Source organism: Cytobacillus oceanisediminis 2691 (genome assembly GCF_007678455.1).
Taxonomy (GTDB): Bacteria; Bacillota; Bacilli; order Bacillales; family Cytobacillaceae; genus Mesobacillus; species Mesobacillus oceanisediminis_A.
The window spans coordinates 124,607-139,521 of record NZ_VEEP01000006.1 but is presented as its reverse complement, the minus strand read 5'-3'; the positions used below and the strand labels follow the sequence as shown (position 1 = coordinate 139,521).

10 protein-coding genes are annotated in these 14,915 nt (G+C 42.8%); all 10 read left to right on the top strand.

Annotated elements, in window-relative coordinates:
* Nucleotides 1–7 precede the first annotated feature (7 nt).
* On the top strand, nucleotides 8–3,712 hold the full coding sequence (locus FS736_RS13345) for an OmpL47-type beta-barrel domain-containing protein (protein ID WP_186326780.1): 3,705 nt from the start codon (nucleotides 8–10) through the stop codon (nucleotides 3,710–3,712).
* A gap of 138 nt (nucleotides 3,713–3,850) precedes the next feature.
* The gene (locus FS736_RS13340) at nucleotides 3,851–7,300 is read left to right on the top strand and encodes an Ig-like domain-containing protein (protein ID WP_144478041.1); all 3,450 of its coding nucleotides are present in this window, start codon (nucleotides 3,851–3,853) and stop codon (nucleotides 7,298–7,300) included.
* Nucleotides 7,301–7,413: 113 nt separating this feature from the next.
* Nucleotides 7,414–7,782 carry a flagellar protein FlaG gene (gene flaG / locus FS736_RS13335; RefSeq protein WP_260983599.1) on the top strand — a complete coding sequence of 123 codons (369 nt, stop codon included), beginning with the start codon at nucleotides 7,414–7,416 and terminating at the stop codon, nucleotides 7,780–7,782.
* 13 nt (nucleotides 7,783–7,795) lie between these two features.
* Nucleotides 7,796–9,298, top strand: a complete 1,503-nt coding sequence (locus tag FS736_RS13330) for a flagellar hook-associated protein 2 (RefSeq protein ID WP_144478039.1) — start codon at nucleotides 7,796–7,798, stop codon at nucleotides 9,296–9,298.
* 32 nt (nucleotides 9,299–9,330) lie between these two features.
* Complete coding sequence (gene fliS / locus FS736_RS13325; protein ID WP_144478037.1) at nucleotides 9,331–9,732, top strand: flagellar export chaperone FliS; 402 nt, start codon at nucleotides 9,331–9,333, stop codon at nucleotides 9,730–9,732.
* Nucleotides 9,732–10,076 carry a flagellar protein FliT gene (gene fliT / locus FS736_RS13320; RefSeq protein WP_144478035.1) on the top strand — a complete coding sequence of 115 codons (345 nt, stop codon included), beginning with the start codon at nucleotides 9,732–9,734 and terminating at the stop codon, nucleotides 10,074–10,076. Before fliS ends, fliT begins: the two co-directional genes overlap by 1 nt.
* Before the next feature lie 9 nt (nucleotides 10,077–10,085).
* Nucleotides 10,086–10,472, top strand: a complete 387-nt coding sequence (locus FS736_RS13315; RefSeq protein WP_144478033.1) for a DUF8042 domain-containing protein — start codon at nucleotides 10,086–10,088, stop codon at nucleotides 10,470–10,472.
* A 174-nt stretch (nucleotides 10,473–10,646) separates the two neighbouring features.
* Nucleotides 10,647–11,192 (top strand): ribosome hibernation-promoting factor, HPF/YfiA family, encoded by a 546-nt coding sequence (gene hpf, locus FS736_RS13310; protein WP_144478030.1) that lies wholly within the window; start codon nucleotides 10,647–10,649, stop codon nucleotides 11,190–11,192.
* A 108-nt stretch (nucleotides 11,193–11,300) separates the two neighbouring features.
* Nucleotides 11,301–12,143 carry a DUF1028 domain-containing protein gene (locus tag FS736_RS13305; RefSeq protein WP_144478028.1) on the top strand — a complete coding sequence of 281 codons (843 nt, stop codon included), beginning with the start codon at nucleotides 11,301–11,303 and terminating at the stop codon, nucleotides 12,141–12,143.
* A 199-nt stretch (nucleotides 12,144–12,342) separates the two neighbouring features.
* Nucleotides 12,343–14,856: a preprotein translocase subunit SecA gene (secA, locus tag FS736_RS13300; protein WP_144478026.1), complete on the top strand. Its 2,514-nt coding sequence runs from the start codon at nucleotides 12,343–12,345 to the stop codon at nucleotides 14,854–14,856.
* The last annotated feature ends 59 nt before the right edge of the window (nucleotides 14,857–14,915 follow it).

Genomic DNA, 14,915 nt, shown 5'->3' with positions numbered 1-14,915 from the left:
AAAAAATATGCTAAAAAAATTATCGATAGTCATGATTTTTATCATGACTTTTAATCTGCTCTCCCCTTTAGCGAATGTATTTGCATATGATATATTGACTCCAACAAACCTAAGGGCAAACCAGGCATACCCAGGTAACATCATCCTGACATGGGATAAGGTAACGGGGGCAAGCGGCTACAAAATCTATGAGGTCAGTAACGGACAGCAGACCCTCGTTAAACAGGTAAGCTACACAGATATCGAAACGACGGTTTTTAATGTTCCGGAAGGGACTTTTAACTATGCGGTGACAGCATTCAGGCAGACTCAAGAAACCTCACTTTCCAACACCGTTACTGTAGAAGTTATTTATCCCGAAATGCAAAAGCCGTTGAATCCAAAATATTCTATAACCAATGGTAATGACTATGTATTAACTTGGGACAAGGCAGCGTATGCAACAGATTACTATATCTATCGGGTAAGTGACGGGAAAAGGGAACTGGCAGGGACAACCAAGAACCTGACATACACTCTTGTGAATCACCCTGAAGGCAGCTATACGTATGAAATTACCTCCTATGTAGCCCGTTTTGGTGAATCTGCTGAGGGAGCGAGGCTGGATTTTACCGTTGTTCACCCGGAACTGCAATCGCCAATCGTCTCATATGCAGTCCAAAACGGAAATGACCTGGTATTTTCCTGGGTGAAAGTTCCTTATGCGACCAATTATAAAGTCTATGAGATTATTAATGGACAAAGGGAGCTTCTGGCAACTACTAAGCTTGCCAACCAATTGATTTCAAATGTGTCACAAGGCAGACATGTATATGAAGTTACTGCTCAAAGTGACCGTTTTGGTGAATCAGAAGTGCCATTCCGGATAGAACTGGATATGGTTCATCCAGAAATGAAATCACCAGGAAACTTCACTTACTCTTTTACAAATGTAAACGACATTAATTTGAGGTGGGCGCAAGCTGAATTTGCGAACTCTTATAAGCTTTACCAGATTATTGACGGTGAGAAGAAATTAATTCTGTCTACTTCTGCGTTGAATACGACATACAGAAACATGCCAGAAGGACATTATATCTATGAATTGTCAACGGTGTCTGACCGTTTTGGTGAATCTGCTACCGTTTCGAGAGTAGAGTTCGATCTTGTGCATCCGGTGATGAAAGCGCCTGAAAATCTGAATTTAACTGTTCAGAATGGCAGTGATTTTGTTCTTCGATGGGACGCAGCAGAGAATGCAACTGCATACAAGATTTATCAAATCAAGGATGGAGAGCGTGTGCTCGTAAGTACCAAGACTGGCAATGCAGCAACCTTCTACAATATGCCGGAGGGTGAGTACATTTATGAAGTTACATCATATAGTGACCGATTCGGCGAATCTCAGGATGCGTCCAGACTTGAATATTTTTTAGGTTTCCCGGAGTTAAAAGCGCCAACTCTGACTGGAACAGTTGAAAATAGAAATGTTGTCATTCTGGATTGGACAAAGCAAGAGTATGTATCAGGATACAGAATTTATGAACTAGTTGATGGGGTCAGAAAATTCATAGGTACTACAACAAGTCTGCAGTTTAAATTTAACGCAAATCCAGGCCAGCATCTTTATGAGGTAACATCTTATAATTCCCGTTTTGGCGAATCAGATTATTCAAACCAGGTTTCTCTTTACATTGAGCCTGAATTGACTGCACCTGTTGTGAACAATCCGGCACAGACGAAGGATAATGTAATAATCAGCTGGGACCCTGTTTCTAATGGGGATTCCTACAATCTTTATGAAATCGTTAATGGTGAACCCGTATTTATTGGCAACACCTCGGATACCACAGTTACAATAAACAACCCTCAGCCAGGAGAACACGAATATTGGATCGTTCCAGTGTCTGAATCTGGTACCGAAGGAGATGCCTACACTTCGGTTAAAGTTGTCGTTGAGGAAACAGATACTGCGGCTCCTGTAACAGTTTCTGACTTTGCAGAGGCATGTTCGAAAGAAGCAGTTACTCTGACACTGACTGCTGAGGATGCTGATTCTGGAGTAGATAAAACCTTTTATTCAATAAATGGCTCTGAATATGTTGAGGGAACAAGCATTTCCTTGATTGAAGAAGGGGAGTACCTTGTTTCATTTTACAGTATTGATAAAGCTGGAAATGAGGAAGAAGCAGTAACACAGGAAGTGCATATTGATAAAACAGCTCCTGAAACGGTGTCAGACGCAACCGGAAAATGGACCAATAAAGAAGCTGTTTTAAACCTCACTGCCAGCGACAACCTTTGCGGAGTTGAAAAGACCTTCTATTCTGTAAATGGATCAGACTTTATTGAGGGAGAAAGTGTTTCACTATCTGAAGAAGGAATCCATGTGATCTCTTTCTACAGCATTGATAAGGCTGGGAATGAAGAGGAAATTAAAACGGCATTAGTAAAGTTGGATACTACTGCTCCAGAAACTGAGGCAGCAGTAAATGAGGCTGATTTTACAGTAAAGTTAAACGCTGATGACAATCTTAGCGGTGTTGGCAAAACCTTTTACTCTGTCAATGGTAGCAGCTATTTTGAGGGCACTGACTTCCAATTGAAGAACGAAGGTTTACATTTAATTCGTTACTATAGTGTAGATAATGCCGGGAACATTGAAGAAGCAAAAATCAAAACAGTCCTGGTTGACAAAACAGCACCTGTAACAATATCTGATATTACGGATGGCTGGTATCAGGACCAAGTAACCGTCACCTTGAGTGCAACGGATAATTTGTCTGGTGTTTCAAAGACTTATTACTCTGTTGATGGCTCGTCATTTGCTGAGGGGTCCAGCTTCGAGTTATCTGAACAAGGTGTTTATGAAGTTTCGTACTATAGCGTGGACAATGCAGGTAATGTTGAAGAGGTTAAGACAGAAACTGTAAGCATAGATACGCAAGCGCCTGAAACAAAATCCAACATTGAGGATAGCTGGTATAAGGGAGAAGTCGAGGTAAGTCTTTCTGTCACTGACAATCTGAGCGGCGTTGAGAATACCTTCTACTCTGTCGATGGGTCTGAGTATCAGGAAGGAACATTGTTCAAGCTTACTGAAGAAGGAATTCATGAAGTATCTTACTATAGTGTAGATAAGGCTGGAAATAAGGAAGCAGTCAAAACTGAAGAAGTTATGATTGATAAAACAGCTCCGACTGTAAACTTTGAATCAAGTGAAGAATACAAGCTAAGTGATTCTATCCTCCTTGATTACCAGGCTTTTGACAACCTGTCTGGTATTGCTTCAGAAGAGGTTTTTGTAAACGGTATGCCATTCAAAAAAGGAGATACTCTTACTTTTGACCAGGCAGGAAAATACCAAATTCAGATTATCGTAACTGATAATGCAGGATGGTCTACAACCGTGCAAAAAACTATAGATGTTTATATTCCGGTCAATCTGGAAGTTTTACCTAGAGTCATGCTTGGCAATAAGGGTACCTTTACTGTTAAAGCATCACTTCCTCAAGGTATGAAAGGCAGCTTTGATCTTTTGACTGCGACTTTAAATGGAGTCCCGGCTCTGAGTGATCAAAAGGGACTGTTCCAACAAGCTAAACAGGGACAATTCAAATTTGACCGACCAGACTTCGATTGGAATCAAGACTATGTCTTTGTTGAATTTAAAGCCCTAGTAGATGGAAAGCTTGTAAAAGGCAGTACGTATGTTAAAGTCCTGGTAAAATAACCAGATTTATAGCTCATTTAAAAACCTATCATTGTCTTAAAGACAACGGTAGGTTTTTTATCACATTTTGATGGAAAATAATTCAATATAGTAGGTAATTTGATATAATGAATTTATACAATAAAGGGGGAAGACAACATGAATGGCAAAATAAGAAAAAATTTATCGGTTCTGCTCAGCATAGTCTTATTGCTTTCAATCGTTATTACTAATGTCCCGACAAGGGCACTCGCTGTTGCCCAGTCCTCGGGTGGACCGATTATCCTAATGGGGATTGATGCTGAAGATGGAGGCCCGGGCGGACACGGACCTATCTCAGTCTATCAAAATATTATTAACTCCATTCGTGCGAAAGTGACCAATGGGGGATCTGGCATTCTCGTTTTTGGTGCAAATTCACAATATGTAACGGATTTCTGGAATGCCATAGGAAGTGGAACTGGCCAAAAAGTCCAATTTGTTGATGAAGCATCGATTGATACTCAAGGTTTCACTGGATATGCCATGCTGGCAGTATCCAGTGATGAACATAATACCTATGGTGGACTAACGCAGATACAGCATAACAAACTTGTGGTCCGTCAGAATGATATTGCATCTTTCATTAATAATGGCGGTGGATTGATCGGCTTTGCATCTGATTTTACTAATCCTTATGCCTATCTTGGTGCTGTAGGGAATATCTCAGCTAATATTAATCTAGGGTATTCAGATGTTACACCGAATGCAGAAGGACAAGCGATTGGTATTACAGACGATTTGGATATCTGCTGCTGGCATGATGAATATAATACATATCCTGATTTTTTGTCAGTCTTGGCAACGTCTCCTTCAGGCAATCCAGCGGTTATTGGTGGATTGGATATAAGCGTGCCTTCAAAATTGACCGCGACTCCGAGTACTGTTTCTATTGCCCAAGGACAAAATCTTCCTTTAAAAATTACGATGGATGATGGTGTAACAATTTCCGAAGTTTCGAAGGCTTCTTCGGGTACGAAATACAGCAGCAGTTCAGAAAACGTTTTGGTAAATGCGGACGGGATTATTTCATTGCAGCCTGCCGCACAGATTGGAGATACGGCTGTCATAACAGTAACACATCAAACATATACCACAACTGTTAACGTAAAAGTGGACGAGCCTGTCAATTCAGTTCAGCTTTTACAACTCAATGCTGGACAAGAGGTTCTGCTGGGATCTGGGGAGAAACATCAATTATCAGTGAGTGCTCTTTACTCTGATGGTGCTAGAAAGGATGTTACCTATGCTTCAATGGGCACCACATATGAGAGTAGTGATCCTGCATCCGTTCTTGTAAGTCCGAATGGAATGATCTTGGTTACTGATGGAGCAGTGTCAGGAGAGGCTGTTCCAATTATTGTGAAAAATCAGGATAAAACGGCTGTAGTAAACATTAAGATCAGCGAGCCACCTGTATCCCTTCTCGTGACACCAGAAACGATGCAGTTAAAAAGTGGACAATCACAGCAATTGACGGTTTCAGCCATATTTGCTGATGGATCAAAAAAAGACGTGACAAAGAGTGCATCATATTTAAGCGGAAGCACAAGTCTTGCAATTGTAAGCAACAGCGGCCTAATTACCATCCCGAAAACTGCACGGGATGGCCAGGTATCAATCAATATCAAGTATGCAGGTATATCATCTGCAACTATTATTGATGTATCTTCAATCAGGGAATTTACCGGCATTCAAATTTCACCTGAACAAATAACATTAAAACAGGGAAGCAGTCAGGGGCTTAAGGTTATTGCAAATTATTCTGATGGCACAATGGAAGATGTTACAAGTGCAACAGCGTATAAAAGCGGAAACGAGAGTTTAGCAGTTGTCGATCATCATGGAGTAGTAACAATCCCATCTTCATCTACAGGTGGAACAGTGACAATTACAGGAGTATATAATAACCAAACAGTTTCTTCTAAAATAACTGTACCTGCACTGCCTGTATTAAACTCGTTGAAAATCACCCCTTCCACAGTGACTTTAAAAAGAAATGAGACTCAGCAATTCCAAGTCATCGCAGAATACTCAGATGGAACAAGTGTTGATGTCACCTCCCAGGTTGCTTATCAAAGCAGCAATGAGAGTCTGGCTATGGTAAATTCTTCAGGTTTAGCTACTGTAGCGGGGGATGCTTCTGGCGGGTCTTTATATATTAGAGGTTCTTTTGGGGGTAAAGGAACAGCTGCTACTGTAACAGTTCCTAATCCTCCAATAGTAACTGAACTGAAATTTACTATTGATAAACAGACCTTACTTACAGGTGAAAAGGCACAGGTAACAGTGATCGCTAAATATTCAGATGGTACAAGTGAAGATGTTACTGCAAATGCAGGGCTGACAAGCAGCCTTCCTGGCCAAGCTTTTGTTGACCCTGCTACTGGACAGGTCACTGTCCTCGATTCTGCAACAGGAGGGACGGTTTACATTCGAGGAAGTTATGGAGGAAAGGGAGGAGCAGCTTCTTTTACCATACCTGCTGCCCCCACTGTATCAAGTCTGACCTTTACACCAGCCGCAAAAACAGTCAAACCAGGGGACTCTGTACAGATTAATGTCATGGCAAATTATACAGATGGAACAAGTGTAGATGTAACTAATCAAGCATCTCTGATAAGCTCAAATGCTACTCTTGCCTCGGTGGATAAAACTACAGGCTTGGTGAGCATTCCAGCGACAGCTCCGAATGGAATTGTCAATATCCAAGGTTCGTTTGGAGGGAAGGGAGGTTCAACTTCACTTACAGTTAGTAAGCCATACATTGTTGGTTTATCCTTTAATCCTGATAAGGCAACACTAAAAGCTGGGGAAACTATTCAAATAGGCGTTACTGCAATCTATTCCGATGGTTCTGCTCAGGATGTTACATCTCAAACAGCCTTTACAACTAGCAACGTAAATCTTGCGACGGTAAATCCGGCCGGACTTGTCACCGCTGTCTCTCCAACTACTGGCGGGTCACTTTATATACGGGGTACTTTTGGAGGAAAAGGAGCGGCTTCAACCATAACAATTGATCCTCCGGCATCAGTTTCGAATTTAAAGTTCACGCCTTCAAGCGCATCTTTAAAGAATGGTGAGACGCTACAGTTGAATGTTGTCGCGGAGTATTCGGATGGGACTTCTGAGGATGTTACATCAAGAGTCTCATTTACTAGCAGCAATCCGTCCCTTGCAACAGTAGATTCAGCAGGCCTAATAACAGTGCTGTCAACAGCAACACCTGGAACTGTCTATATTCGCGGAAGCTTTAATGGAAAGGGCAGCTCTGCAACAATCACAATACCTGCTAAACCAACAGTACAGAGCCTTACATTTAAACCTTTATCTATCACTCTTTTAAAAGGGAGTATGTATAACGTACAGGTAATTGCCAATTACTCTGACGGCAGTAACCAGGATGTAACAGCTTTTACTCTATTCAGTACCAGCAATGCTAATTTAGCAACAGTCGATGGGAACGGACTGATCAATGTTTTGCCTCTTTCGGCGGGAGGAACGGTTTATATACGTGGATCCTATGGAGGGAAAGGCGGCGCAACAACTGTTACTGTTCCTAAATAAAAAAGTTTAGAGGAATCTTCCAGGAAGATTCCTTTTTATTTTAAATAAGATTTAAACAAAATGGATTTTTTGACGATAATAATATTAAAAGATTGATATTTCAGGGGGAGCACATGATGATTAACTCGATATCATCAAACTTCAATTCCTCACAGCCAAGAATTACCCAAAAGGGTGAAACAGACTTAGTAAAAGGAATAGAAAAAGAGTTTTTACCGCTAAACATAAATCAAGGGGCGGCAGATAGTTTTGTTTTTCCTAAAGAAAAGGTAGAGGAAATGGTTGGAAATCTAAATCTTTTCATCCAGAACTCACCGACTTCGCTAAAATTTGAATATCATGAAAAACTGAATGAATATTACGTAACGATTGTGGATGATGTTACACATGAAGTTGTAAGGGAAATACCGCCTAAAAAAATGCTGGATTTCTACGCAGCTATGACAGAGTTTCTGGGAATTTTAATGGATAAAAAGGTCTGAAGGTGATGATACTATGGCAAATTTAAGGATAGGCGGCTTAGCCAGCGGGATGGACATTGACCAACTCGTAGGTGATTTGATGAAAGCAGAACGGATACCGTTGGATAAGCTTGCTCAAAAGAAGCAGTATTTGGAATGGCAGAGAGATGATTACAGGGAAATCAATAAATCACTGCTAGAGCTGGACAGGCTTATGTTTGATGGCATCATGAAACAAGGCTCTTACATAAAAAAATCTATTTCGGTTTCAAATCCAGAAGCTGTATCTATAAAAAATATTAATTCTACTGCTGATTTTTCAGGGACTATTGAAGTTGGAAGCCTTGCGAAATCTGGAAGTATGTATTCAACGGCATCTGCTTCAATTGTTCCCACAACCAAACTAAGCAGTTATGGAATTACAGCACAGACTTTGAAAATTCAGGCGATCGACAAGGATGGTAAGCTTGGTTCGATAAAGGAAGTCACTATTGACCCAGCAGTCGATACCATGGATACTGTGGTAGCTAAGATAAACAGCCAGACAGATGTCTCCGCTTATTTTGATAAAGATAAAGGGACCATGTCGATTATTGCAAAGAACACGGGTGATATTGCTGGCGGTTCAGAAATATCCCTGTTGAGCGACGGAAACTTTTGGTCAGCGTTGAATATGGCGGCAGATAATGAGGCAGCCAAGACAGCAGGGTTTGGGGCATCGGGAACCAATGCTTCGTTAACCTACAATGGAATGCCGATCGAAAGGTCAAGCAATACTTTTGTGATCAATGGAGTTGAAATTTCTTTAAAAGACAGAACAACAGGTCCAGTAACCTACTCTTCAACAACTGATACTGATGCTATTCTTGAAACAATCGTCAGTTTTGTTGAAAAATATAATTCTTTAATTGAAACAGTTAAAGGTGAGCTGGGAGAAAAACGATATCGGGATTACCAGCCGCTGACTAATGAGCAAAAAGAGGCAATGAGCGAAAAGGATATCGAGCGCTGGGAGGAAAAGGCAAGGAGCGGAACCCTTAGAGGTGACTCAATTTTATCTGGGGCATTGAATAAAATGCGAATGGATCTCTACTCATCCGTTTCAGGACTTGCAGGAACAAATCAGCTTTCTAAGATAGGAATCACTACTTCCAGCAATTATTTGGATGGCGGAAAACTAGTCATCGATACGGATAAGCTTAAAGCAGCTATATCAGAGAATCCCAATGGTGTGTATGAGCTATTTTCTAAGGAAGGAACAGGAGAAAGCCAGGGACTCGCTCGTAAGCTCAGGGAAACGATAAAAACAACAATGCTGAACATTGAAAAGCGAGCAGGCAAAGCATCTAGTATAAATAACTCCTTTACACTAGGAAGAAACTTAGAAAGCTTAGATAACCAAATTGATCGTTTCCAGAATCGTTTGATTCAAGTAGAAGATCGCTACTGGCGACAATTCACGGCAATGGAAAAAGCGATACAGCGTTCAAACAGCCAGTCAATGTATTTAATGCAGCAATTCGGCGGAGGAATGTAACAAAATTCCCTTTCGATAAAGGAGAGTAAAAAATGGCAGTAAACAATCCATACCAGTCCTACCAGCAAAACTCAGTCAATACCGCTTCTCCAGGTGAATTGACATTGTTGTTATATAACGGATGCTTAAAATTTATCCACCTAGCGAAAAACGCAATTAAAACAAATGATATACAAGCAAAGAATACGAATATCCAGAAGGCTCAAAGCATAGTTCAAGAGCTGATGGTTACTTTAAACATGGAACTTGAAGTCTCGGAGAATATGATGTCATTATATGACTATATGAATCGCCGGTTGATCGAGGCAAATGTTAAGAATGATACAGCAATCCTGGAGGAAGTCGAAGGGCTTGTCACTGACTTCCGCGATACTTGGAAGCAGGTCATCCAGTTGAATCGCCAGAAGCAGCATAGCAAGGGTGGCATGGCTTAGTGAGCGCAGTTAAAAAGTTTCACGAGGCAACAACTGAGTTGATTCATATTTTGCAAAATTCTCAGGGAGAGCTGGATGAGAAAATTTCAAAAGTGGAAGAGTTTTTGGATAGGCGTGATGAGCTAGTGAAAGAGATTTCGCCTCCATATACGCTGGAGGAATCGGAATTGGGCAAGCAAATCATCCAGTTGAACGCTAGGCTTGAACAGCTTTTAAAAGCAGAAAAGGGCTCGATCCAGAAAGACATCAAGAACCTGCAGGCAAAAAAACAATCAAACACGAAATATGTCAATCCATATCAAAGCCTCTCAACGGACGGCATGTTTTACGATAAAAGAAAATAGGTGAATGGATTGATTGCATTAAGCGAAGAACAATACTTCCTGGCAAGGCAATACATGGATTTGCTTGAAACGGTAGAAGAGGCATTTAAATACATCAAAGAAAGCTTCAATAATCTTTCTTACACGGAAGGTGACAGGCTTTTAAGTGATATATTTCATGCGTTTACCCAGATGATTAATACCAATTTTGTTTTAGCGGAATATTTTAAGGAACAGACATCAGTTTTGAATAGCCTTGTCAGGTTCGAGGCAGTGGTCGAAAAAGCGGAAATGCTTGATGGGAAGTTTAATGACCAGAACGCAAAGCAAAAAATCATTCTAGAGGATATACATCCTGCATACTCTTCCTGGAAGCTGATTGTGGAACAACAATTAAAACCATTTATACAAGTATAACCGCCTTTAATCGGGCGGTTTTTCCATAGTCGGACAACCCTCAACAAACTATCCACTATTCCGACAGTAAAAACAGACATAAAATCGTCAAATCTTCTGACTGTTTTTGCAGGAGTTCTTTGGGGTAAAATAGAATTAGTAATACATAGTCATATCCCAAAGGAGGAGTCCACTATGAACTACAACATTCGTGGAGAAAACATTGAGGTAACGCCAGCAATCAGAGAGTATGTTGAGAAGAAGATTGCGAAGCTTGACCGGTATTTCACCGAGTCACCCAATGCCAATGTGAACGTGAACCTGAAAGTTTATCAAGATAAGAAATCAAAAGTTGAAATTACGATTCCGATGAAGGACCTTGTGCTTCGCGCCGAGGAAGTTCATGAAGATATGTATGCTGCGATCGACCTGATCACAGATAAGCTTGAGCGCCAGATCCGCAAGCATAAAACAAAGGTCAACCGCAAGTTCCGTGAAAAGGAAAGCTTAAAGGATTACGCTCCGATTTTCACAGATGTTGAGCAGGTTGAGGAAGACGAAGACCTTGAAGTTGTCCGCACAAAGAGCTTCGATCTGAAGCCAATGGACAGCGAAGAGGCGATCCTGCAAATGAACATGCTTGGCCACAGCTTCTACGTGTTCACAAACGCAGAAACAAATCAAACAAACGTTGTTTACAAGCGTAACGACGGCCGTTATGGTTTGATTGAAGCTCAATAATCATCTAACAATCAACCCACAGTCAGAAATTGGCTGTGGGTTTTAATTTGTTCTTTAGAAGGAAAAATTATGCCGAGTGCCGAAATAATTTTCCAGGAGGCGATATATATGACATTTTCAATCGTAGGTTATGATCCTCAGGAAAAAGAATGGGGAATTGCGGTACAATCTAAATTCCTTGGCGTAGGAGCAGTTGTACCTTTTGCGAAAGCGGGAGTGGGAGCTGTGGCTACTCAGTCATACGCGAATACGGCGTATGGGCCACAGGCGCTCGAATTGATGGCGCAGGGGAAATCGGCTGAAGAGGCCATGGAGTTGATCACAAAGGACGACCCTGACAAGGAAATGCGCCAGGTCGGCTTGATTGATGCCGAGGGCAATCCAGCAACTTTTACGGGTACATACTGTTATGACTGGGCAGGCGGGATAACAGGCAAGCACTTTGCAGCACAGGGAAATATTTTAGTGGACGAAAATACTGTAAAAGCAATGGCCGAAACGTTTGAAACAACAGAAGGCTCGCTTGCACAGCGGTTGCTTCAGGCGCTCAATGCCGGCCAGCAAGCTGGTGGCGACAGCAGGGGCCAGCAGTCGGCGGCATTATTAGTTGTTAAAGAGAAGGGTGGATACGGCGGATACAATGACCGCTATATCGATCTTAGAGTAGATGACCATCCGGACCCAATCACGGAGTTGATCCGCATCTATAGTCTGCAGCAGCTTTATTTTGCCAAAGCAAAACCTGAGAACGTTGTAGCAGTCGAGGGAGAGGTCAGGGAAACAGTCGTGCACCATCTAAAGCGTCTTGATTACCTAAAGTCAGACCCTGCAGATGATGCTGAACTCCACAAAGCGCTTACAGCCTACATCCACACCGAAAACTTCGAAGAACGGGAGCAGGAGAAAGGCAAGATCGATCTGGAAGTTTTGGAGTTTATGAAAAATCAATAATCCTTGAGTCCCCCTGTCAGCCGGCAGGGGGACTTTTCCCTTTGGTTGTCACCCCTTGTCCTAAGTGGTAAAATAGTAAGAAGCAATAAATCGAATTTTTTTAAAGGGATTCGGTGCATTCAGGGCGAATCTTTTTTCTTTGGGATTATTTTTTACGATTCGAATTCAACGAGATTCAATAGATAAAAGGAGCGTCTGTATGGGGATTTTAACGAAAATTTTCGACCAGAATAAACGCGATATTAAAAAATTGACAAAAATGGCGGATCAAATCGATGCGCTTGCAGTTGATATGGAAAAGCTGTCTGATGACCAGCTTAGGGAAAAAACGGAAGAGTTCAAGAATCGCTACCAGAATGGTGAATCGACTGATGATCTGCTTGTTGAAGCATTCGCGGTTGTCCGTGAAGGCGCCAAGCGTGTTCTTGGCCTGTATCCTTATAAAGTCCAGCTGATGGGTGGTATCGCTCTTCATGAGGGAAATATCTCTGAGATGAAGACTGGTGAAGGTAAAACCCTTACAGCAACAATGCCGGTGTACCTGAACGCCATCACTGGCCGTGGCGTGCACGTCATCACTGTCAACGAATACCTCGCGAGCCGTGACGCCGTCGAGATGGGCCAGCTGTATGAATTCCTTGGATTGACTGTCGGCCTCAACCTGAACAGCATGACGAAGGAAGAGAAGCAGGAAGCCTACCGTGCTGATATCACTTATGGTACGAACAACGAGTTTGGCTTCGACTATCTGCGCGATAACATGGTGCTTTACTCAGACCAGAAGGTTCAGCGCCCGCTGCACTTCTGCGTCATCGATGAAGTTGACTCAATCTTGATTGATGAAGCGCGTACGCCGTTGATCATTTCCGGCTCTGCGCAAAAATCGGCTGCGCTTTACATCCAGGCGAATGCATTCGTCCGCACATTGAAGCGTGAAGAAGATTACACATATGATGAAAAAACGAAGGGTGTCCAGCTGACGGAGGAAGGGATCACTAAGTCAGAAAAGGCTTTCGGCATCGATAATCTTTTTGACATCAAGCATGTGACATTGCTGCACCATATCAACCAGGCGATGAAAGCACAGGCGAGCATGCACAAGGATGTTGATTACGTCGTCCAGGACGGCGAGATTGTCATAGTTGACCAGTTCACTGGCCGTCTGATGAAGGGCCGCCGCTACAGCGAAGGTTTGCACCAGGCGATCGAGGCGAAGGAAGGCCTTGATATCCAGAACGAAAGCATGACGCTTGCGACGATCACATTCCAGAACTACTTCCGTATGTATGAAAAACTGTCCGGTATGACCGGTACAGCGAAGACAGAGGAAGAGGAATTCCGCAATATCTATAACATGAACGTTGTCGTCATCCCGACGAACCGTCCGATTGCCCGTGACGACCGTCCGGATTTGATTTACGCATCGATGCAAGGGAAGTTCAAGGCAGTTGCTGATGACATCGCTGAGCGCCACCAGGCGGGACAACCTGTTCTTGTTGGTACAGTTGCTATTGAAACGTCTGAAATCATTTCTGCGTTTTTATCGAAAAAAGGCATCAAGCATAATGTCCTGAACGCGAAAAACCATGAGCGTGAAGCGGAAATCATCGCTGAGGCCGGTCATCAGGGTTCGGTTACGATTGCCACAAACATGGCGGGCCGTGGTACGGACATCAAGCTTGGTGAAGGCGTTAAAGAGCTTGGCGGCCTTGCTGTTATTGGTACTGAGCGACATGAGAGCCGTCGTATCGATAACCAGCTCCGCGGACGTTCCGGACGTCAGGGAGACCCTGGTGTCACGCAGTTCTACCTTTCAATGGAAGATGAACTGATGCGCCGTTTCGGTTCTGACAATATGAAAACGATGATGGAACGCCTTGGCATGGATGATACCCAGCCAATCCAGAGCAAGATGGTTTCAAGAGCCGTTGAATCTGCGCAAAAACGTGTTGAGGGCAACAACTTCGACGCCCGTAAGCAATTGCTTCAGTACGATGATGTTCTTCGCCAGCAGCGTGAGATCATCTACAAGCAGCGTGACGAGGTTCTTGAATCTGAAAACCTTCGCAGCATCGTTGAAAATATGATCAGATCTTCATTGGAACGCAATGTTTCCGCCCATACGCCAGCAGGCGAAGATATGGAAAGATGGGATCTGAACAGCATCATCGATTACGTGAACGGCAGCCTGCTTCATGAAGGTGACATCACTGTTGAAGACCTTCGCGGCAAAGAGCAGGATGAAATCATTGAAGCGATCATGGCGAAGGTGAAAGAGCGCTATGATGAAAAAGAAGAAATGTTGACTGACGAACAGATGCGTGAGTTTGAAAAAGTCATCGTGCTTCGTTCCGTTGACTCGAAGTGGATGGACCATATCGACCAGATGGACCAGCTGCGCCAGGGCATCCACCTTCGTGCGTACGGTCAGATCGATCCACTGCGTGAATACCAGCATGAAGGTTTCGCAATGTTCGAGAGCATGGTTCTTTCCATCGAAGACGATGTTGCGAAATACATCATGAAGGCTGAAATCCGCAGCAACCTTGAGCGCCAGGAAGTAGCAAAAGGCCAGGCGGTGAATCCAAAGGAAGACGAAGGCGGAAAAGTGAAGAAGAAGCCAGTCGTCAAAACAATGGATGTAGGCCGTAATGATCCATGTATTTGCGGCAGCGGCAAGAAATACAAGAACTGCTGCGGCAAAGCTGAATAAACTGATACAAGAGGCCGGCGGGCAACCCGCTGGTTTCTTTTTTTAGACCAGATGTGAAA